Source organism: Gelidibacter gilvus (assembly GCF_004115975.1).
GTDB classification, from domain to species: Bacteria; Bacteroidota; Bacteroidia; order Flavobacteriales; family Flavobacteriaceae; genus Gelidibacter; species Gelidibacter gilvus.
In genome coordinates, this window is sequence record NZ_SDDZ01000013.1 from 85,463 (window position 1) to 106,423 (window position 20,961).

Here is a 20,961-nt window from a genome sequence, read left to right on the forward strand (position 1 = left end):
TTGTTTATTATGGATTCAATAGCTTTTATTGCGCTTAAATAGTTTTCTTCAGATGAAAATCAATCGGTACTTTAGATTTTTACCGCTAATTGGAAACTTGTTTCCAAATCTAAAGTTTTTCATAGGAAACTATAGGCATGATTTTAAATGCTTGAATTGTTTTACTAAAAGTAGTTTATTGTATCAGAATTAAAAAATAAAATCAGATTGACAACTGGTAACTTTAAAGCATTCAAATTAAAAATCAGTGTCTAATTTGATATAATCTAAAAATTCACGACGGGTTTCTGGATTTTTAAACTGGCCACCAAATTCTGAAGTGACTGTGCTGCTTGCCACATCTCTAATCCCACGTGAGTTGACGCATAAATGTTTGGCATCCATGACGCAGGCTACATCTTCAGTGCCAAGTGCTTCTTGTAATTCTTTCACAATTTGAATTGTGAGGCGCTCTTGAACCTGAGGTCGTTTGGCGTAATAGTCAACAATTCTATTCATTTTAGAAAGTCCTATTACGGTACCATTGCTAATATATGCCACATGTGCCTTGCCTACTATTGGTAGTAAATGGTGTTCACAAGTGGAGTATACGGTGATATTTTTTTCAACCAACATTTCACCATATTTATATTTGTTATCAAAGGTGGATGCATTTGGTTTTTTATCAGGACTCAAGCCGCCAAATATTTCTTTAACAAACATTTTTGCAACACGTAAAGGCGTTCCTTTAAGACTGTCGTCATTAAGATCGAGACCTAATGTTTCTAGGATATGCCTTACATCGTCCTTGATAATGTCTATTTTCTCGTCAGGAGATAGTTTAAAAGCGTCACTTCGCAAAGGAGTGTCTGCTGAGCTGCCTACATGGTCATCACCAAAGGCATCAATATCTTGAATGTTCTTATCTGTTTTCATAGTCGTTTTGTAAATCGATCAACGTCACAAACTCTGTTAAAGGAGCAATTTTAGATGAAATAAGGTGCAAAGATAAACAAAAATAAAACCATAACATTAGGTTGCCCACATAATTGCTTTTGCATATTCTTGAATTTTAAAGCCTATAATTTTAATAGGAAACTCGCTGTTTAATTATTTAATTGTTCAGAATTCCAAGAGGTGTCAAATAGAAAAAGCATCCTCGGTTGGAGAATGCTTTTATCAATATATTTAAGGGTCTTAAAGGCTAAAACCTAAAGTTAGAGTGAAATTTGAATTTTTGGAATCAATATGAGCGGCGTCTGTTAAACCTACGGCGTATAACTGTTGATTATAATCTCTTTGAGCGTGATCATAGGCAAGGTCTAATTTGACATTCCCAAAATTAAAGCCCAAGCCAAAAGAGTATCCGTTTAAATCGCCATAAAAAGAATTATTTTCATATGGGCTTTCCTCTAATCTGTAACCTCCTCTAAGGCTGACTTGTTTAATTCTATACTCACCACCAATCCTGTAGGTGGAAGCATTTTTTAAGGTGTTGCTGATAATGCCGTTCTGAACTGAAAAATAAGGATCAGATGTCGGTTTGAATTTTGTGTTGCCGTAATTCTTTAACGAATAATCAAAACTGATCAATCCTTGATCGCCAAAAATATAAGCTAAACTTCCAGTGACTTTTCCTGGGGTTTGCAGTTTATAATCTGGATAAACGTTGACAACATAAGGATCGATAATTACAGAGCTCGCATCATTCATGATGGTTCCAAGATATTGTGTGGTCTCTTCTGATATGGTGTACCAAGTAGGGGAGTTGTAAGACAATCCAGCCCGGAACTCTTCATTTATTTTTGCAATCGCACCCAACTGGAATGAAAATCCACTCCCTATTGTTGACAGTGCATTTTGAAACCTCACATCTCTTACCAAAGAACCAGAATTGTTGTTGGTTTCGTGAATGTCAGTAAACTTATCGTAATTGATGAAATGAGAATTCAGATTCAGTCCAAAATAAAAATTTTCACCGTATTGCGTGGATGCATTAAAGCTGAATTTACCGTTATAACCTGAAGCGGCATAGATGTATCCTTGGTCAAAGTTATTTCCAACAATATTGGAAGCGTATGATGTGTTATCATCTGCGTCCATTCCAGGTTCAAGAATATAGGATTCGTAACCCAAAAAGGCTTGTTGATTCCCAAATCCGTACAATCTGTTGATTTCGGAATACGCGGTGGATAAACTTTCATTATCAAGAGCGGACATCTGATCCAGTCTTACACCTTGTGCATGACTAAGAAAATACTCGCCAATAGAATTGGTAGGATTGACGCCTCTAACATTCCAGGAATTCTCAAAATTGGATATTTTATCGTAGGCAACACCAAGCGAAAACTTTTTCCAAGGAGAATTAGAATTTGTATTATTAAAGACGAATGCTGCTCCTGTTTGATTGAGATCAAATTTAGAATCTGATGATGAACTTGCACCATTGAAATAATTGAGATTATTTTTAGTACCTAAATTTGATATGGAAATTGAAGCATGACTTGTAGTGAAAATTGACGATCCCGCAGGATTGATGCTCACGGCAGACATATCGCCACCAAGTGCTCCAAATGCGCCACTCATGCTTCTAAATCTTGCAGTTCCCTGGACTTCATCTTGTGAATATCTAACGGCATCAGTAATATCCTGAGCCATAATACTAGACATAGAAAGGGCAGCTATGAACAGTAAATTTAACTTTTTCATAATTTTAATTTATTTGATTTGGAAATTTTCTAACTGCCACCACGTCTTGATGATCCACCGCCAGAACTTCTTGCGGGAGCGGGAGAAGAAGACCTTGATGGAGCGCTACTTCTTACTGCCGGAGCTGGTGAAGAGCTAGAGCGTGCTGGTGCGGAGTAATTTGAATTGCTCCTTGAACTTGGTGTAGAAACATTGTTCCCACCACCTCTTGTGTTCCCACCACTTCTTCTAGTTCCAGAGTTATTGGTTCTGGTTCGTGTAGCAGGCTGAACGTTTCTATTGGTGTTAGTTCTTGTAGCTGGTTGAACGTTTCTTCTATTGGTATTCGTATTAGTATTGGTTCTTGTAGCCGGTTGAGCATTTCTATTTGTACTGGTTCTAACTCTAGTGTCTGTAGTAGAACTTCTTCTATTGATAGTGGAGTTCACTGAATTTTCTCTTGAACTTCTATTTGAAGAGTTAATCGTGCTTCGTCTTCCAATATTTGAATTATTCAAATTGGAGTTGTTTCTGTTTAACGTTGATGAACGACTCGAATTGGTGTATGCACTTCCACGTCTTCCTTGGGTATACGATACATCTCTACTGTTGCGATAATAATTGCCGTAATATGTGTAATTACCATAGCCGTAATTATAACCGTAGCCGTAACCATATCCATAACCGTATCCGTAGTAAGGATAATATCCTGGGTAGTAGCCATAAGAATAAAAAGGAGCGTAGAAGCCTGAATAACCCCAACCTGCATAACCCCATCCACGGTATGGGCTGTAATAGCCATAACTGTATGGATACCAACTGTTGTTATTATAATAGACGTTTATATCTACGTTTTGACTGTTTTGACCCCATCCAGCGTAACCATCTTCATATTGGATGTCGCCATCGTCAGAATAATTTCCTTGATAATCGTCAATATTGGTAAATATAACATTGTCGTTTTGTGCTATTTGCCCAAATTGTTGTGATTTCTCTCCGAAAAACTCTTTGTAGTAACTATTGTTATTAACTGGAGCATCTTCATAGTAGACTTCATACTGAGGGACTTCAGAACTGTAAATACCATCGTTTTCATACCCAGCGTACTGGTATGATCCACAAGAAGCTAATACGAAAAATAAGCTTAGTGCAACAAAAAATGGCAACCTGCGATATAAGTAAGAATTAAATGGCATATCTATTTGTTTTTATTGTTGAACATTACAAAAATAGTTAGTTTTGTCGAACTATTTATTTATTTAACATAAGCACAACTTTTGTGCCAAAACCCAGGTAATGAGTAAAAATCTTACAAGTAGAGCGGAAGACTATTCCAAATGGTACAATGAATTGGTTGTAAAGGCTGATTTGGCTGAGAACTCGGCAGTTAGAGGCTGTATGGTGATTAAACCTTATGGCTATGCTATTTGGGAAAAAATGCAGGCAGAACTGGACAGGAAGTTTAAGGAAACCGGACATCAAAATGCCTATTTCCCACTTTTTGTGCCGAAAAGCTTGTTTGAGGCCGAAGAGAAGAATGCCGAAGGGTTTGCTAAAGAGTGCGCGGTGGTCACCCATTACCGTTTACAAAATGATCCTGACAATCCAGGAAAGTTGCGCGTGGATCCGGAGGCAAAATTGGAAGAAGAGCTTGTGGTACGTCCAACTAGTGAAGCCATTATTTGGAGTACCTATAAAGGATGGATTCAAAGTTATAGAGATTTACCAATATTGATCAACCAATGGGCCAATGTGGTGCGTTGGGAAATGCGAACCCGTTTGTTTTTGAGAACGGCTGAGTTTTTATGGCAAGAAGGCCATACAGCGCATGCAACTAAGGCAGAAGCTGTGGCAGAAGCGCAATTAATGAATCAGGTGTATGCCGATTTTGCTGAAAATTTCATGGCCATTCCTGTAATTCAAGGTGTGAAAACTGAGAGTGAGCGTTTTGCAGGTGCCGAAGAAACCTATTGTATCGAGGCCTTGATGCAAGATGGCAAAGCATTACAAGCAGGAACCTCTCATTTCTTAGGACAAAATTTCGCCAAGGCTTTTGATGTGAAATTTACAAACAATGAAGGTAAGCTCGATTATGTTTGGGCGACTTCTTGGGGTGTTTCTACGCGTTTGGTCGGTGCCTTGATTATGACGCACAGTGATGATAAGGGTCTGGTTTTGCCTCCTAATTTGGCACCAATTCATGTCGTGATTGTTCCTATCCATAAAACCGATGAGCAATTGGAGCAGATTGGTGTTGTGGCAAACAATTTAATAAGTGAATTTAAGAAAAAAGGCATCAGTTATAAGTACGATGATCGTACAACTCATCGTCCAGGCGCGAAATTTGCCCAATATGAATTGCAAGGTGTGCCTTTGAGGATTGCCATTGGCCCAAAGGACTTAGAAAATAAAACTGTCGAGTTGGCCAGAAGAGATACTTTGTCAAAAGAAAATGTTTCTCTCGAAGGATTAGTTGATAAAATTGACGATTTGCTCGTGGAAATTCAAGACACTTTATTTAAAAAAGCATTGGATTTTAGAAATTCGCATATTACTGAAGTAGATAATTTTGAGGACTTTAAAACTGTTCTTGAGACGAAAACAGGCTTTGTTTCAGCGCATTGGGACGGTACTGCAGAAACAGAAGAGAAGATCAAGGAACTCACAAAAGCAACGATAAGATGCGTACCATTGGATCAGAAAAAGGAAGTCGGAAGCTGCGTATTTACTGGGAAAACATCTAATGGAAGAGTGTTATTTGCAAAGGCTTATTAAAAATTTTAAAAAATAGTTTGCATAGGCCTTGCAACACTTAAAAATAGTTGTATTTTTGCATCCGCAATGAAACATTGTGAGTTCATTTGAAAAGTTTGCATATTAATAAAAAATGTTATTAATTTGCACCTTGAATAAACAAATGGCCCGTTCGTCTATCGGTTAGGACGCCAGGTTTTCATCCTGGTAAGAGGGGTTCGATTCCCCTACGGGCTACAATTTTTTAAAAAGAAAGAAAGAAAATGGCAAATCATAAGTCAGCATTAAAAAGAATCAGAAGTAGTGAGTCAAAACGTTTAACCAACAGGTATAAACACAGAACTACCCGTAACGCTATTAAAAAGTTACGTGAAATGGAGAATGCACAGGAAGCACAAGCGTTGTTACCTACAGTATCTGCTATGATTGATAAGTTAGCTAAGAAAGATATTATTCATAATAATAAAGCTGCTAACTTGAAGTCTGGTTTGGCTAAGCATGTTGCTTCTTTGTAAGAAACAAGAAATTTAATTTCTATATAAGAAAATCCATTCGAGCTGAATGGATTTTTTTGTGCTTTAAATCGAATTATTGGAATATAAAAAAGCCCTAAATTAAAATTTAGGGCTTTTTTCGTTTTATATTCTGAAGGACTTTCTATCCATTCATTGACACTAAAAACTCTTCATTGTTTTTGGTCTTTTTAAATCTGTCGTTGATAAATTCCATAGCTTCCACAGGATTCATGTCGGCAAGGTATTTACGCATCACCCACATTCTTTGGATGGTATTCTCATCTAATAAGAGATCGTCTCTACGCGTGCTTGAAGACGTTAGATCGATAGCAGGGAAAATACGACGGTTAGATATTTTTCTATCCAACTGTAATTCCATATTACCGGTTCCTTTAAATTCCTCAAAGATCACTTCGTCCATTTTAGAACCTGTTTCTGTTAAGGCTGTAGCGATAATGGTCAAGGATCCGCCATTTTCAATATTACGAGCCGCTCCAAAGAAACGTTTTGGTTTGTGTAAGGCGTTGGCATCAACACCTCCACTCAATATCTTTCCAGAGGCAGGCTGTACTGTATTATAAGCTCTTGCCAAACGGGTGATGGAATCCAAAAGAATCACCACATCATGTCCGCATTCTACCAAACGTTTTGCTTTTTCTAATACGATATTGGCAATTTTAACGTGTTCATGGGCTTCCTTATCAAAGGTTGACGCAATAACTTCACCACGGACGTTACGTTGCATATCTGTAACCTCTTCTGGGCGTTCATCTATGAGTAAAATCATTTGGTACACCTCAGGATGGTTGGCAGCAATAGCATTTGCAACATCCTTTAAAAGCATTGTTTTACCTGTTTTTGGTTGTGAAACGATCATACCACGTTGTCCTTTTCCGATAGGTGAAAACAAATCCATGATTCGGGTAGATATTGTGCTCTGTCTTTCAGCGATATTGAATTTCTCCTGAGGAAATAAAGGTGTCAAGTGTTCAAAAGACACGCGGTCTCTAACAACTTCTGGTCGTTGACCGTTAATTTTACTCACCTTTATTAAAGGGAAATATTTCTCACCTTCCTTTGGAGGTCTTACATGTCCAAGAACTGTATCTCCGGTTTTTAAACCAAACAATCTGATTTGAGATTGGGATACATAAATGTCGTCAGGGGAGGAGAGGTAATTATAATCTGATGATCGTAAAAATCCGTAGCCATCTTGCATGATGTCCAATACGCCTTCACTTTCAATAATTGCATCGAACTCAAAATCAGGTTCTCTGTAACGATTTCTATTGTCTTTGTTGCCGTTGTTTACTTTGGAGGCTGCGTGATTGCTGCTGTCACGGTTATGGTTGTGATCTTTAGAACTAGATTTGTTGCCGTTAGGCTCACTCGAGCGTTGAGGTCTGTTGTCCTTAGCTTGTGGTTTGTTGGCAGAATCTTTTTCTTTAGGAGTGTGTTGTTTTTTCTCGCGAACCTCTACGTTTTTAGGGTTCGGTGATTCCTTTCTAGAGCTGTCTGAAGCATCGCTCGCCGAAACCGCTTTAGGTTCTGCCTTTTTAGGTTCAGTTCTTTTTATTTCTGGTCTCTTAGCTTCTGGTTTTTTTACTTCAGGCGTTTTTGCTTCAGGTGTTTTTACTTCAACTTTGTCGACTGGCAACTCCATTGTTTGTTGCGCCTTATCTGGAGTTGGCTTTTTCTCAACACGCTCTCTTTTTTTCTTTTGAGGTGGTGTTGACGCTTTTGGAGTTTCGACCTTGATATCGGCTTTAGTATCAGTGATGGCCGCGATTTCAGTTTTCACTACCTCCGGATTTGCTGCTTGTAAATCTAAGATTTGGTAAACCAGATCTAATTTTTTAAGCGTGCGGTACTTAGGTACATTTAACTTTTGAGCTATTTCCTGTAAGTCAGAAAGCTTCTTTTCTTTTAATTGCGAAATTTCAAACATGTATGTTTATGAATATTTAGTATAAAAATTGAAATTGGATTTGATCCGAATCTTTTTTCAAGATTAAGAAGAGGAAAAAACCGAATGTAATTTTGAAGATTTAACAGCTTATTACTCTGAGAGTAACAGAATGTTAATGCAATAATACAATTTTATTTTAAAAATTGCTGCATGAATCAAAAAGAAACTGTTAATTTTGGTTTTTAATTTTTTTGATCAAATCATGTTACAGCGCATTCAAACCGTTTATTTACTTATAGCAGCCATTTTTTCTTGCGGCTTGATATTTGTATTCCATTTATGGACCAATGCCCAAGATGTTCCCGTATATGCCCAAGATGAAATGTTGTATTTGGCTATGTTTTTTGGATCTGCTGCCTTATCTTTGATTTCTATTTTTAATTATAAACACAGGAAGTTCCAATTTGTTTTGGGACGACTGAATATCATATTGAACTTTATTTTATTAGGATTATTTCTATATCTATTGCTAATGGCGCCTGGAGAGAGTGAAATCTCAGAGAAAGGCGTTGGGATTTTCATTCCTATTTTCTCTATCGTGTTTTTGGTGTTAGCCAATAAGGCCATAAAAAAGGATGAGGATCTTGTAAAATCTGTTGATCGATTGCGATAAACCTATTATCTTAATTTTTTTAGTGCGTAAACCCGAGGTGAAGATCTCGGGTTTTTTTAGTGAAACCCATCTTCCAAAAGCCATAGGCGCATTGGAATATGTTGGTTGAACTAATCCCGCCCCTTGGCGGGATCTCTAAGTTATTTCTCACTATATATCTTGTTGCAAAGCCGAAGGCGCATTGGAAGATGCTGGTTGAATTAATCCCGGCCCTTTGCGGGATCTCTAAGTTATTCCTGACTATATATCTTGTAGCAAAGCCGAAGGCGCATTGGAATATACTCCTCCCTTAATCCCTCCGAAGGAGGGAAACTGTTGCGCAGTGCTAAAACCAAATTTTTGCAATAATCATTCACGAAAAAATCCACTGAGGTTTTTGAAATCCTTTAAATGGAACACTGATGACGCTAATTTTTTATGATTTTTGCTAATATCTTCATAGAAATCAGTCACAATCTGCTCAATCTGTATCATTAGTGTTCCACTCTATTGAACAATCTCATTTCTTAAATTCAATCACTTCTAAATTATCAATCTTATGGCCGTCAATGGTAAAGCGCAACATCGTTCTCACTTGTTGAAAACCGTGTTTCCCAATGGCACCAGGGTTCATATGGAGTAGATTCAATTTTTTATCTGGCATGACTTTAAGAATGTGTGAATGTCCACAAATAAAAAGCTTGGGCGGATTTTGGTAAAGCAATTCCCGCACACGTTGGGTGTACTTGCCAGGGTAGCCGCCAATATGAGTGATGAAAACGTCCACGCCTTCGCACATAAATCGGTTGTTTTCCGGGAATTCCATTCGGGCTTTTGTATCGTCAATATTACCGTAAACTGCTCTAAGAGGTTTTAATTTTTTTATGGTATCCGTAACTTTTAAATCGCCAATATCGCCAGCATGCCATACTTCATCTGCTTGTTTTACATATTTTAGAATATCTTCATCAATATAACTATGGGTGTCGGATAGGAGTAAAATCTTTTTCAAAATAGGAATTTCTGTGTTTTTGAATTCTTAAATCAACAATCTTTAAATCATCAATCATAAATAACTAACTTTGCAACTCACAAAAATAGTGATAAAGGCATTAAACTATCGGTAAGTAATGTATAATCCTATTTTTCAAATTTTAGTTTGTTTGAGCAATGGGTTTATAGTCCTTACATCTAATAAACTTTCAAATCTATCAAAGTCGCCTTGAGATATTTTATCGAATTTTCATATAATGGAAAAGCCTATCATGGCTGGCAGAAACAGCCCAATGCCATTTCAGTGCAACAGGTTTTGGAACACGCATTGACCACCTTATTGAGGGCGCCAATAAAAGTTATGGGCGCAGGTAGAACCGATGCTGGTGTTCATGCTGCTCAAATGTATGCGCACTTTGATATGGAAGAACCTTTTGATATTGAGGTATTAATTTATAAGATCAATTGGTTTTTGCCTCACGACATTGCTGTCCATCGTGTTTTTGAAGTTCGAGATAAAGCACATGCACGATTTAATGCGCTAAGTAGGACTTACCACTATCGTATTTCCAATACCAAGAATGTCTTTACACATGATTTCGCCTATAAAATCCATTTGCCTTTAAATCTGGATAAAATGAATGAAGCTTGCAAAATATTAATGCAATATAAAGAGTTTCAATCTTTTTCTAAAAGTAATACGGACGTGAAAACGTATTTTTGTGACATTAAAGAAGCGTATTGGGTTTTAAAGGATACGGAATTGACTTTTGTCATTACCGCCGATCGTTTTTTAAGAAATATGGTTCGTGCCATTGTGGGAACGATGGTCAATATTGGTTTGGGCAAACTTGAGGTTGAGCAATTGCACGCCATAATAAAATCTAAAGACAGGAATGAAGCAGGGTTTTCGGTTCCTGCTCAAGGATTATTTTTAATGGATATTCAGTATCCTGATACTATTTTTAACGCTATATAATATGAGTGCCAAAAAGAAAACTATAGTTTACGACGTGAGCCTCTTCAAAAGATTGATGCAATACATCAAGCCTTATAAGCTTGTTTTTGCAATGACTTTATTATTTGTAACAGGATTGGCGATTTTTGGGGCTTTGAGACCTTATGTGCTGCAGCAAGCCATCGATAATCAAATTGAGGTTCAAAAGTATGATGGTTTTATGTACTATATCATCATTATGATTGTCCTATTGCTCTTGGAAGTCATCTGTCAATTACTCTTTATCTACAATTCCAGTTGGCTAGGACAGTCTGTTGTTAAAGACATTAGAGTGAAACTGTTCAAACACATTATGAGTTTCCGAATGAAATATTTTGATAACTCTTCTGTAGGCGTGTTGATTACAAGAACGGTTACGGATATGGAACGTATTTCGGATATTTTTGGAGAAGGTCTTTTCATGATTTTCAGCGATGTCTTGAAAATGTTGGTGGTTGGTGGCGTCATGCTCTTTATGAACTGGAAACTCAGTCTTTTGGTATTTACAACTTTGCCCATTGTTCTTTTTGCGACCAAGATCTTTCAGAAGTATATGAAAATTGCCTTTGAAGATGTACGTAATGAAGTTTCAAATCTCAATTCCTTTGTTCAAGAGCGGGTCACTGGAATGAAAATCTTGCAGCTTTTTACTCGCGAAGAAACAGAATACAGAAAGTTTAAAGAAATCAACGCACGCCATAAAAAAGGCTGGTTAAAAACAGTTTGGTACAACTCCGTCTTTTTCCCGATTGCTGAGTTTTTATCGTCATTGACTTTAGGGATGGTTGTATGGTACGGCGGACTCAATATTATTTCTGACGAATTGGCTTCTCAAGGTGATTTGTTCGCTTTCATCATGATGATTCCAATGTTATTCAGACCTTTAAATCAAATTGCAAACAGGTTCAATACGCTGCAAATGGGAATTGTAGCCGCCAATCGTGTTTTTGCGGTACTGGATACCACATCGCAAATTGATGACGCCGGCAAAATTGAAGCGGCACCTTTTATGGGCAATATTAAGTTTGAAAATGTACACTTTTCATATATTGATAATGAAGAGGTTTTAAAAGATATTTCTTTTGAGGTCAAATCAGGGCAAACCATTGCGATTGTTGGAGCCACTGGAGCAGGGAAATCGACCATTATCAATTTGTTGAACCGTTTTTACGATATCCAAAAAGGGAAAATTTATATTGACGAAGTGGATATAAAGGAAATGACCTTGACCTCGTTAAGAGCTCAAATTGCCGTGGTACTCCAAGATGTATTCCTTTTTGCCGACACCATTTTAAATAATATTACGCTCAATAATCCAGAGATTACAGAAGCACAAGTTCAAAAGGCTGCCAAGGATATTGGGCTTCACGAGTTTATCATGAGTTTACCAAACGGGTATCATTATAACGTTAAAGAACGTGGCGTGATGCTGTCTTCGGGACAGAGACAACTGATTTCTTTTTTAAGGGCTTACGTGACCAATCCAAGTATTTTGATTTTGGACGAAGCAACATCTTCTGTAGATTCCTATTCGGAGCAGTTGATGCAAGTGGCTACGGAGAAAATCACAAAAGATAGAACCTCTATCGTCATCGCACACCGCTTGGCTACGATTCAAAAAGCTGACAAAATTATTGTTATGGATGCTGGACAAATTGTCGAAGAGGGAACTCATAAGAAATTACTTCAAAATGAAAATGGTTACTACAGAAATTTATATGAAGTACAGTTTTTAAAGAATGAAGCGGTTTAGGCTCTAGATTGATTTCTAACGGTGATGTAGGGTGATGTTTTATTAGGCCAAATCCTTTTTGATCATTTCAATCAGTTCTGCATTATCTTTAAACATCACAAATTCCCCATTTTTTATATAAGAAATCTGTCCCGTCTCTTCACTAACGGCAATGGCTAAGGCATCGGTTTTTTCAGTAATCCCAACAGCTGCTCGATGTCGCAATCCAAAACGTTGTGGAATGTTTCTTTCATTACTAACTGGAAGAATCACCCGCGTGGCTTTTACTGTATTATTTGCAATGACTATAGCACCATCATGCAGTGGACTATTTTTGAAAAAAATACTTTCAATGATGGGTTGTGTTACGGCAATATTCATTGCATCACCAGAGCTTGTCAAAAAATCGAGATTGTTATTCCGTTCCAGGACAATTAGTGCTCCTGTTCTGGTGGATGCCATTTTTTTGCATGCAGAAATAATTTCGTCAACATCCGTTTGTACTTGTCCTTCAGTTTTTAGAAAATTAAGATGTCTTAGGAACTTCCGTTTATTTCCAAAGTTTGTAGAGCCAACCATCAATAGGAATTTTCTTATTTCAGGTTGAAAGACTACAATTAACGCGATAATTCCAACGTCCATAAAACCGCTAAAGATCGAGCTTAGGAGACCCATTTTGAGGAATGCGGTCAATTTCCATACAAAATAGATGATGATGATACCAATAAATATATTGATGGCAACAGTACCTTTTATAAGCTTATAGACATAATATAAAAGTATGGCAACGAGGAAGACATCAATAAAATCTATAATCCCAAAATCCCAAAATTTAAGCTCGTCCAATCCAGAAATGTTTTTATAAAATTAAAAAAATAGGGTTAATAAATGAACTCGTTTTCATTTATAGTCAAATTAGGCGATTTTACTTTTGAAAGTGTTGATTTGAAAGTAATATAATCCTGAAAGGTTAATTGATCATTGATACTCAGCACTAAATCGTAAACTGTCTCCTTAGGCAGTGTTTCAAGATCATTTTTAAGCGTCTTTATCGTCGATTTTTTGATAATGGAATCGTTATAAAGTGTCACAAATTTAATGTCATTTGGAGCCTTGAAATCTAAGATTAACCGTTTTTCTTTAGAATTGTAATAATCTGACGAGACGTTGGGGAGGATAGATTTCATCTTGTAAATGATTTGTGTAAACTCTAAAAATCCTAGGTTCTGAATACTGGTGTCATTACAAGTATAATAATTTTTAGAATTTTCATTTTTATGAACTTCAGCATTGCGTTTTTTATCTTGTAACAGGACGATCTTCGGAATAACTTGACCTAATGTCAGTCTTTTATCGATGTTGACAAGCCAGTTAGTCGTACTGATAATATTGTTTCTATTGAGTTCAAGGCTGTCTGTTTTTGTTTCATCATAAAAAATATAGATTGGAGAAATATCATGAACTTCAGTAATCTCAGCATTCTCTATTTCAGGAAGTAAAATAGTTTTTTCGTTGTTACAGGAAAAAGTCAAAAGAAGTAATAGGAGGGATAGATATTTCATGGATTATAAGTTTAATTGCTGTGTCAGTTCAATACATTCCTTAGCTTCTTTAACATCATGGACTCTTAAAATAGTCGCGTTTTTCTGCAGGGCAAGCGTGTTTAAGACGGTAGTACCATTCAGTGCCTGAGCTGCCGACGTATGAAGTGGTTTATAGATCATCGATTTTCTGGAAAATCCAACCAAAAGAGGTTTCTCCAACATTTTAAATAGTTCCAAATTTTTTAATAGCTCATAATTTTGAGCAGTCGTTTTTGAAAATCCAAAACCAGGATCCACAATCACATCCACAATGCCTAAAGTTCTTGCTGCAGCAATGCGTTCAGAAAAGTAAAAGAGTATTTCCTTCATCAAATGCTCATATCTAACGTTTTGTTGCATGTTTTGAGGTGTACCCTTCATATGCATCATAATATAAGGAATTTTTAGTTCTGCAATGGTGGTTAACATGTTTTCGTCCATTTTTCCAGCCGATATGTCATTGATCATACAAGCTCCCGCGTTGATTGATTGTTTGGCAATTTCACTCCTAAACGTATCCACAGAGATTAAAACATCAGGAAAAGCATCTGTCAACAACTTTATAATTGGAAGCAATCGTTGCAATTCTTCTTTCTCAGTAATATGGGCGGCATTTGGTCTTGAACTATAGGCGCCAATATCAATAAAATCGGCACCTTCATTCAGCATTTTGTCCACTTGCTTTAAAATATCAGCATTATTTTTGTAAACGCCACCATCATAAAAAGAATCTGGAGTCAGATTTAAGATGCCCATAACTTTAGGAATGGTCAAATCAATAAGCTGCCCTTTACAATTTATGGTCATGAGGTTGATTCCGATTTTTAAGTTTGAAATTCAAAGTATTGATGGCGCAAAAGTCAAATTTATGGATATTCACTAAATTATAATTTTATATCTGGAAAACTTTGAACCCTGAACTTTGAACTCTGAACTATTTAGGCGAAATTTACGCAAAATTACCAATTTTCTATGCAAGATACCTCAAAACAATACGATGCTGTTATTGAAAAATGCAGAAATCTCTTTGTTAATAAAATGTCCGATTATGGAAGTGCGTGGCGTATTTTGAGGCTTCCGTCCTTAACCGATCAAATTTTTATAAAAGCACAACGTATTCGAGGTTTGCAGCAAAATGCTGAGCGTAAGGTGGATGAAGGTGAGGAAAGCGAATTTATAGGCATCATCAATTATTGCACAATGGCATTGATTCAGTTGGATAAAGGTGTGGCTGAAAAACCAGATATGTCCGTGACAGTAGCCACCAAACTTTACGATGAAAAAATAGCTTTGACCAAAGAACTCATGATGAACAAGAACCACGATTATGGTGAAGCATGGCGGGAAATGAGGGTCAGCAGTTTAACAGACCTTATCTTGCAAAAGCTGTTAAGAGTAAAACAAATAGAAGATAACGCAGGTAAAACGTTGGTAAGTGAAGGTATTGACGCTAATTATCAGGATATGATCAATTATTCGGTTTTTGCCCTGATTCATTTGAGTCAAAACATATAAGTATAGTAGTCTTTACAAACTTCTTTATTGGGGTTTGGAATTTTTAACTTTGTAATTTTATGAAATTTATAGTAGCTATCAGTAGAATATTTGTAGGCATCCTTTTTATTATATCGGGATTTGTAAAGCTTAATGATCCTTTGGGTTTTTCTTATAAACTTCAGGAGTATTTTGGAACTGATGTTTTAAACCTTCCGTTTTTGGAACCTTATGCTTTGGGAATTGCCGTGATGGTAGTTGTTTTTGAAGTGGTATTGGGTATCTTTCTGCTTATTGGTTATAAGCCGAAATTCACCGTGTGGAGCTTGTTGCTCATGATTATCTTCTTCACCTTTTTGACATTTTATTCTGCCTATTTTGATAAGGTAAAGGATTGTGGATGTTTTGGTGATGCGATGCCGTTGACACCGTGGCAGAGTTTTACTAAAGATATTGTTTTATTGGTCTTTATTCTAATTCTCTTTCTTGGAGTGAAACATATTAAACCAATTTTCAGTAAGCTCGGTACAACCGTTATAGCGCTTGTTGGTTTTCTTGCCTCATTGTCATTTGGATATTACGTGCTGATGCATTTACCAGCCATCGATTTTAGAGCTTATAAGATTGGTGATAATCTGCAGGAAAACATGACGCTTGGACCAGATGCAAAAAAAGCCATTATCGATTATGTATGGACCTATACACTTAATGGCGAAGAGAAAACGGTGACTGACCGTGGACAAGGACCAGCGGAGTACGATGAGATTATTGGCGTAGAAACCAAAGAAATACAGGCGGCTGACTTGCCTAGAATACAGGATTTCTCAATAGAATCTGAAGACGAAGACTTGACCGATTATTTCTTGGAAAAGGATAAATTATTAATGATTGTGGCATATGATTTAAAATCCGCTGAAAAAGATGGGATGCTGAAATTGAAATCCTTGGCAGATGAAGCGCTCAAAAAGGGGTACACTGTTATTGGAATGACCACATCTGATGAAGCCACAAAGCAAAATATCAAGTCTGTTTACAACCTCGATTTTGAATTTTATCTGTGTGATGAAAAAGTTTTAAAAACCATTGTGCGTTCAAATCCGGGAGTGGTCATTTTAAACAAAGGAACGGTGATGCAAAAGAAACATTGGAATGATATTGAGGAATTAAAATTATAAAATAGAATATTAACTAAAAAATAAGTTCTTTTTTGAAAGGAATTTGAAGATAGCATATGAGAAAAAATATCGTAGCAGGAAACTGGAAAATGAACAATGGTTTGTCGGAAACGGAAACATTGATTAGAGAGCTTAAATCGCAAAACAAGATTGGCGATGTTGAGGTGATGATCGCACCATCATTCACTAACCTTTGGCAAGCTTTTAATTCGCTAAAAGACAGTTCTATTGAGGTGATTGCACAAAATATGCATTTCGCAGAATCTGGTGCCTACACTGGAGAGGTCAGTGCCACGATGATAAAAAGTCTTGGTGTTAAAACGGTCATTTTAGGACATAGTGAGCGCCGAGCTTATTTTAATGAAACGGATGAGCTGCTGGCTAAAAAAGTGGATGCAGCCCTAAAAAACGAGATGCGTGTTATTTTCTGTTTTGGTGAAGAGTTGAAAGATCGGAAATCTGAAAATCAGGAGCATATTGTTGAAGATCAAATCAAAAATGCCTTATTTCATTTAGATGCATCAGCATTTAAGAACATCGTTTTGGCTTATGAACCTGTTTGGGCGATTGGTACAGGTGAAACCGCAAGCCCGGAGCAGGCTCAGGATATGCACGCGTTTATTAGAAAAACATTGGCAGATAAATACGGAAAGGATTTAGCCGATAATATGTCTATTCTTTATGGTGGCAGCTGTAAACCATCAAATGCTAAAGAGATTTTCTCTAAACCAGACGTTGATGGCGGATTAATTGGTGGAGCTGCACTTAATGCAGACGATTTTTTTGCCATTGTAAATTCATTTTAATTATAAATACAAACCCCGTCTTGAGTTCCTTTATGGAACTCTGCACGACGGAAATTAGAAATCAAAAATGTCCAACACAATTTATATAGGTTATCAATTTAAGGTAGAACCGCTACAACCAGGAACAGAAATCCTGATTGCTGAATTGGGTTATGCTGGTTTTGAGAGTTTTGTGGAAACTGACGAAGGTGTTACCGCGTATATCCAGAAGGACGAATGGAATGAGAATATTTTAGAGGATATTCAAATTTTGAAATCTGATGAATTTGAGTTTTCTTATACTTTTGAGGATATTGACCAGGTCAATTGGAATGAAGAATGGGAAAAGAATTTCAATCCTATTATTGTTGATGATATCTGTTCCGTTCGTGCGCCATTTCACGCCAAACCAGAAACCGAATACGACATTGTTATTGAGCCTAAAATGAGTTTTGGTACTGGGCATCATGAGACGACGCATATGATGATTCAGCATATTCTGAAAAATGATTTCAAGGATAAATCGGTATTGGATATGGGCTGTGGTACAGGTGTTTTGGCGATTCTTGCTGAGATGAAAGGAGCCAAGCCTATAGATGCCATCGATTATGACAATTGGTGTTATTTGAACAGTTTGGAAAATGTGGAACGAAATAACTGTAAACACATTACAGTTTTGGAAGGTGATGCCAGTTTATTGGAAAATCGAAAATATGATACCATCATTGCCAACATTAACCGAAATATACTACTGAATGATCTCGATTCTTATGCCAAATGTCTCAACCCAAAGGGAACGATTTTTTTGAGCGGATTTTACAATCACGATATTCCCGCCATTCAAGAAGAATGCAATAAACAGGGGTTGACCTACGTTGAAAGTTTGGAAAGAAATAATTGGGTGGCTTTAAAATTCGTAAATTAGCTAGAGGATAGAGGATAAAAGAGAAACCTAATAAAAGTGATAAACTGTGCAGACTGAATACTGCATACTGAAGACAAAAAAAATGAGTACTAAAGAGAAAATTAAAGAAGACCTTCTCGTTGATACCCTAGAGCAAAATCAGAACGAGATTGTGTTGTATAATGACGATGTCAATACTTTTGATTACGTCATTGATACGCTTATTTATGCGTGCGACCATACCCCTGAACAAGCAGAGCAATGTTCCATATTAGTCCATTATAAAGGAAAGTGTACTGTAAAAACAGGATCTTATGAAGATCTTAAACCACGTTGCTCCATGCTTTTGGAGGCGGGTTTGAGTGCAGAAATAATATAATTAAAAAGAAAACCTCTCAGGTTTTTAGAATCTGAGAGGTCTTTTTTCTTTCTTGGCGCCTCCTGCGCCTCTGCAAGAAACTCTCCGTAACCGAAGCAGTCACTTACCCGAATTTAATGCGGAAGCTTATCTTTCAACACCCCATAAACGTAAGTGCCAAGAATCGCTGCTAAAATAACAATGAGCATCGTGAAAACTCCCGTGCCAACCAAGATGTACATTGGTCCTGGGCAAGCCCCAGATAATGCCCATCCCAAGCCGAAAAGCGTGCCACCTAAAATATAGCGTGTAAAGCCTTTCTCTTTATCAGGGACGCTCATTAAGCCACCTTCTATATTTTTGAACTTGAATTTTTTAGTGATCAGAAGTAAAATCACTCCTGTGGCAATTGCAGTACCTATAATCCCGTACATGTGGAAGGATTCAAAGCGGAACATTTCATAGATGCGATACCATGATACCGCCTCAGATTTCACTAAAATGATTCCGAAGACAACTCCAACGAGTAAAAATTTTAAAAATTTCATCTGTATATATTTATTGTTTTTTGAATGTCAGCTGCAAGGTCCAAGTTAACTTTTAAGCTAATTTAAAATTCGCAAAAGGACATTTCATGTTAACCAAAAATTAAAGGGAATAGTAAGTGAATCATAATCAATCCACCAAGAAAAAAGCCAACTACAGCGATTAAAGATGGCAGTTGTAAGTTACTTAAACCAGTAATGGCATGCCCAGATGTACATCCGCCGGCATAGCGGGTTCCGAAGCCAACCAAGAAGCCTCCAATAATTAAAGTGGATAAACCTTTCAGGCTGAAAGCGGCATCCCAACTAAATAATTCGGCTGGTAATAAGCTTTTTCCTGCATTTTCAAACCCTAATTGTGATAGGCTTTCAACAGTTACAGGATTCAAATCGATGTCAACCGGATTGGATAATAAAAAATGAGCGATAAATCCGCCAATCACCGCGCCCAAAACGACAACCAAATTCCATTTTTGCGACTTCCAATCGAAGTCAAAAAAAGCAGTTTTTCTACCTGCCCCAGCAATGGCGCAAAAGGTTCTCAGATTGGAGGACATTCCAAAAGTCTTCCCAAAATAAATAAGTGTAAACATGATCATGGCTAGCAAGGGACCTGAAACGTACCAAGGCCAAGGTTGTAAAATGTATTCCATTGAATTATTTTTTTTGCAAATGTAAGTGTACTAAGTTAGATTTGTAAGGATTGTTCCTCAAAAAATACAATACCTGCTTCAGGTCATGTTCGGAAACTATGATACTGTCTACTCTTGATTAAAATGCTTAATGAAGTCGTGCTTAGACATGTTCTAGAAGGTAAATGTGCCAAATTGATGTTAGAAAAAACCTCCTAATTCTACATGAATCAGAGTTGGCAAATAAACATTTACAAATTTGAAATAAATTGTTTGGTACTAATTTAATAAAAGTGTTATATTTGCACCCACTTTAAAAGGCCTCGTGTATGTCCGAATGTACCTTCCGGTATGGGCGCACTAAAGGTTATTTAGAGTAAAATTAGGCCTCGTGGCGCAACTGAATAGCGCACTTGATTACGGCTCAAGAGGTTACTGGTTTGAATCCAGTCGAGGTCACTAAAAGCTATTAGAAATAGCATCAAAACCATGCAAACACTATGTTTAGCATGGTTTTTCTGTTTTTAGTCAAACATTTAATTTGATATCAATTCAATTAAAATGTCTGCTATTCGGTTACCACTAATTCAAAGTGTCTGCTCAGCAGACACTTTGAATAAAAACAGTATATTGAATGAGTATGGTTGATTTGACTTTCGTCCTATGAATGTTTAATCTTAAAGACGACAACCATGCGCACAAAACAAACTTTCTCGACACTCTTTTGGATACAATCCACTAGAGCAATTAATAATGAAGCATTAATCTACATCAGAATTACTGTTGATGGAAAAAGAGTAAACCTTAGTTTAAAAAGGAGAATGCCTATAGATTTATGGAATTCTACAAGAAAGAAAGCTAAAGGAACTTCGGCGTTGTCACGCCAAATTAATTTTTATCTCGAAGAAGTCAATTCCCAAATCTTCCAAATCTATCAAGACCTCAAATTTAAAGGCAAGCTCGTCACCGCCCAACTTGTAAAAGCTCATTACACTGGAGTAGGGGAAGATCAAGGAAAATCACTATTTGATATTATCAATTATCACAAAGCCAAAACAGCCAATACATTGGCGAAAGGTTCCATCCGGCTCTTTGGGGTTACCGAATCCCACGTGGAAAAGTTTCTAAAGAAACACCGCAAAACCACAGACGTTTACCTAAAAGAAATCAACTACGAGTTTTTAACCGATTTCCAAGGTTATCTATCTAATCTCTATCCTGCAGGTCATCCCAAGGCGTTGTGCAATAATACGGTGATGAAACACA

The 20,961-nt window shown here is 36.9% G+C and carries 21 protein-coding genes and 2 tRNA genes; 13 read left to right on the forward strand and 10 right to left on the reverse strand.

The genetic code is table 11. The features are described 5' to 3' along the window. Window positions 1-237: 237 nt before the first annotated feature. The 3 genes from folE to ESZ48_RS16210 form a co-directional block, all read right to left on the reverse strand. A complete protein-coding gene (gene folE / locus ESZ48_RS16200) occupies window positions 238-915 on the reverse strand; it encodes a GTP cyclohydrolase I FolE (RefSeq protein ID WP_129018548.1) in 678 nt (225 codons plus the stop codon). A 261-nt stretch (window positions 916-1,176) separates the two neighbouring features. Next, window positions 1,177-2,688: an OmpP1/FadL family transporter gene (locus ESZ48_RS16205; RefSeq protein ID WP_129018549.1), complete on the reverse strand. Its 1,512-nt coding sequence runs from the start codon at window positions 2,686-2,688 to the stop codon at window positions 1,177-1,179. A 29-nt stretch (window positions 2,689-2,717) separates the two neighbouring features. Beyond that, entirely contained in the window at window positions 2,718-3,863 is a 1,146-nt protein-coding gene (locus ESZ48_RS16210) for a hypothetical protein (RefSeq protein ID WP_129018550.1), read from the reverse strand. 100 nt (window positions 3,864-3,963) lie between these two features. On the opposite strand from ESZ48_RS16210, the gene proS reads away from it, so the two are divergent. The 3 genes from proS to rpsT all read left to right on the forward strand — a co-directional run bounded on the left by proS (window position 3,964) and on the right by rpsT (window position 5,936). Further along, complete coding sequence (gene proS / locus ESZ48_RS16215) at window positions 3,964-5,442, forward strand: proline--tRNA ligase (protein ID WP_129018551.1); 1,479 nt, start codon at window positions 3,964-3,966, stop codon at window positions 5,440-5,442. Window positions 5,443-5,586: 144 nt separating this feature from the next. Then, window positions 5,587-5,658 (forward strand) — tRNA-Glu (locus ESZ48_RS16220). Between the two features lie 26 nt (window positions 5,659-5,684). After that, a complete protein-coding gene (gene rpsT / locus ESZ48_RS16225) occupies window positions 5,685-5,936 on the forward strand; it encodes a 30S ribosomal protein S20 (protein ID WP_129018552.1) in 252 nt (83 codons plus the stop codon). A 142-nt stretch (window positions 5,937-6,078) separates the two neighbouring features. Here rpsT and rho read toward each other — a convergent pair whose 3' ends face one another. Continuing rightward, on the reverse strand, window positions 6,079-7,884 hold the full coding sequence (gene rho, locus ESZ48_RS16230; protein WP_129018553.1) for a transcription termination factor Rho: 1,806 nt from the start codon (window positions 7,882-7,884) through the stop codon (window positions 6,079-6,081). A gap of 223 nt (window positions 7,885-8,107) precedes the next feature. Here rho and ESZ48_RS16235 point away from each other — a divergent pair, with 223 nt between their 5' ends. Continuing rightward, window positions 8,108-8,518: a DUF4293 domain-containing protein gene (locus ESZ48_RS16235; RefSeq protein WP_129018554.1), complete on the forward strand. Its 411-nt coding sequence runs from the start codon at window positions 8,108-8,110 to the stop codon at window positions 8,516-8,518. Window positions 8,519-9,017: 499 nt separating this feature from the next. On the opposite strand, the gene ESZ48_RS16240 is transcribed toward ESZ48_RS16235, so the two are convergent. Further along, window positions 9,018-9,509 (reverse strand): metallophosphoesterase family protein, encoded by a 492-nt coding sequence (locus ESZ48_RS16240; protein WP_129018555.1) that lies wholly within the window; start codon window positions 9,507-9,509, stop codon window positions 9,018-9,020. 210 nt (window positions 9,510-9,719) lie between these two features. On the opposite strand from ESZ48_RS16240, the gene truA reads away from it, so the two are divergent. Together truA and ESZ48_RS16250 are read left to right on the forward strand one after the other, a co-directional pair. Then, complete coding sequence (gene truA / locus ESZ48_RS16245) at window positions 9,720-10,469, forward strand: tRNA pseudouridine(38-40) synthase TruA (RefSeq protein ID WP_129018556.1); 750 nt, start codon at window positions 9,720-9,722, stop codon at window positions 10,467-10,469. Between the two features lies 1 nt (window position 10,470). Continuing rightward, window positions 10,471-12,240 carry an ABC transporter ATP-binding protein gene (locus ESZ48_RS16250; protein WP_129018557.1) on the forward strand — a complete coding sequence of 590 codons (1,770 nt, stop codon included), beginning with the start codon at window positions 10,471-10,473 and terminating at the stop codon, window positions 12,238-12,240. A 42-nt stretch (window positions 12,241-12,282) separates the two neighbouring features. Here the strand turns inward: ESZ48_RS16250 and cdaA are convergent, their stop codons facing one another. The 3 genes from cdaA to folP are packed head-to-tail and all read right to left on the reverse strand — an operon-like array spanning window position 12,283 to window position 14,609. Beyond that, entirely contained in the window at window positions 12,283-13,065 is a 783-nt protein-coding gene (gene cdaA / locus ESZ48_RS16255) for a diadenylate cyclase CdaA (RefSeq protein ID WP_129018558.1), read from the reverse strand. 35 nt (window positions 13,066-13,100) lie between these two features. Further along, a complete protein-coding gene (locus ESZ48_RS16260) occupies window positions 13,101-13,781 on the reverse strand; it encodes a hypothetical protein (protein WP_129018559.1) in 681 nt (226 codons plus the stop codon). A gap of 3 nt (window positions 13,782-13,784) precedes the next feature. After that, window positions 13,785-14,609 (reverse strand): dihydropteroate synthase, encoded by an 825-nt coding sequence (gene folP / locus ESZ48_RS16265; RefSeq protein ID WP_129018560.1) that lies wholly within the window; start codon window positions 14,607-14,609, stop codon window positions 13,785-13,787. A 165-nt stretch (window positions 14,610-14,774) separates the two neighbouring features. Between folP and ESZ48_RS16270 the strand changes: the two genes are divergently transcribed. The 5 genes from ESZ48_RS16270 to ESZ48_RS16290 all read left to right on the forward strand — a co-directional run bounded on the left by ESZ48_RS16270 (window position 14,775) and on the right by ESZ48_RS16290 (window position 18,539). Continuing rightward, the gene (locus ESZ48_RS16270; RefSeq protein WP_129018561.1) at window positions 14,775-15,317 is read left to right on the forward strand and encodes a DUF1599 domain-containing protein; all 543 of its coding nucleotides are present in this window, start codon (window positions 14,775-14,777) and stop codon (window positions 15,315-15,317) included. A gap of 59 nt (window positions 15,318-15,376) precedes the next feature. Continuing rightward, complete coding sequence (locus ESZ48_RS16275) at window positions 15,377-16,471, forward strand: BT_3928 family protein (protein WP_129018562.1); 1,095 nt, start codon at window positions 15,377-15,379, stop codon at window positions 16,469-16,471. Between the two features lie 56 nt (window positions 16,472-16,527). Continuing rightward, complete coding sequence (gene tpiA, locus ESZ48_RS16280; protein WP_129018563.1) at window positions 16,528-17,277, forward strand: triose-phosphate isomerase; 750 nt, start codon at window positions 16,528-16,530, stop codon at window positions 17,275-17,277. Window positions 17,278-17,344: 67 nt separating this feature from the next. Beyond that, complete coding sequence (prmA, locus tag ESZ48_RS16285) at window positions 17,345-18,181, forward strand: 50S ribosomal protein L11 methyltransferase (protein WP_129018564.1); 837 nt, start codon at window positions 17,345-17,347, stop codon at window positions 18,179-18,181. Between the two features lie 82 nt (window positions 18,182-18,263). After that, window positions 18,264-18,539 carry an ATP-dependent Clp protease adaptor ClpS gene (locus ESZ48_RS16290; RefSeq protein WP_129018565.1) on the forward strand — a complete coding sequence of 92 codons (276 nt, stop codon included), beginning with the start codon at window positions 18,264-18,266 and terminating at the stop codon, window positions 18,537-18,539. A 113-nt stretch (window positions 18,540-18,652) separates the two neighbouring features. Here the strand turns inward: ESZ48_RS16290 and ESZ48_RS16295 are convergent, their stop codons facing one another. Further along, window positions 18,653-19,066, reverse strand: coding sequence for a DUF6691 family protein (locus ESZ48_RS16295; protein ID WP_129018566.1), 414 nt, complete (start codon window positions 19,064-19,066; stop codon window positions 18,653-18,655). A gap of 89 nt (window positions 19,067-19,155) precedes the next feature. After that, on the reverse strand, window positions 19,156-19,716 hold the full coding sequence (locus ESZ48_RS16300) for a YeeE/YedE family protein (RefSeq protein ID WP_129018567.1): 561 nt from the start codon (window positions 19,714-19,716) through the stop codon (window positions 19,156-19,158). A 364-nt stretch (window positions 19,717-20,080) separates the two neighbouring features. Here ESZ48_RS16300 and ESZ48_RS16305 point away from each other — a divergent pair. Together ESZ48_RS16305 and ESZ48_RS16310 are read left to right on the forward strand one after the other, a co-directional pair. Further along, window positions 20,081-20,154 (forward strand) — tRNA-Arg (locus ESZ48_RS16305). A 233-nt stretch (window positions 20,155-20,387) separates the two neighbouring features. Then, a partial coding sequence (locus ESZ48_RS16310; RefSeq protein WP_190246288.1) for a phage integrase SAM-like domain-containing protein occupies window positions 20,388-20,961 on the forward strand: 574 nt, incomplete at its 3' end.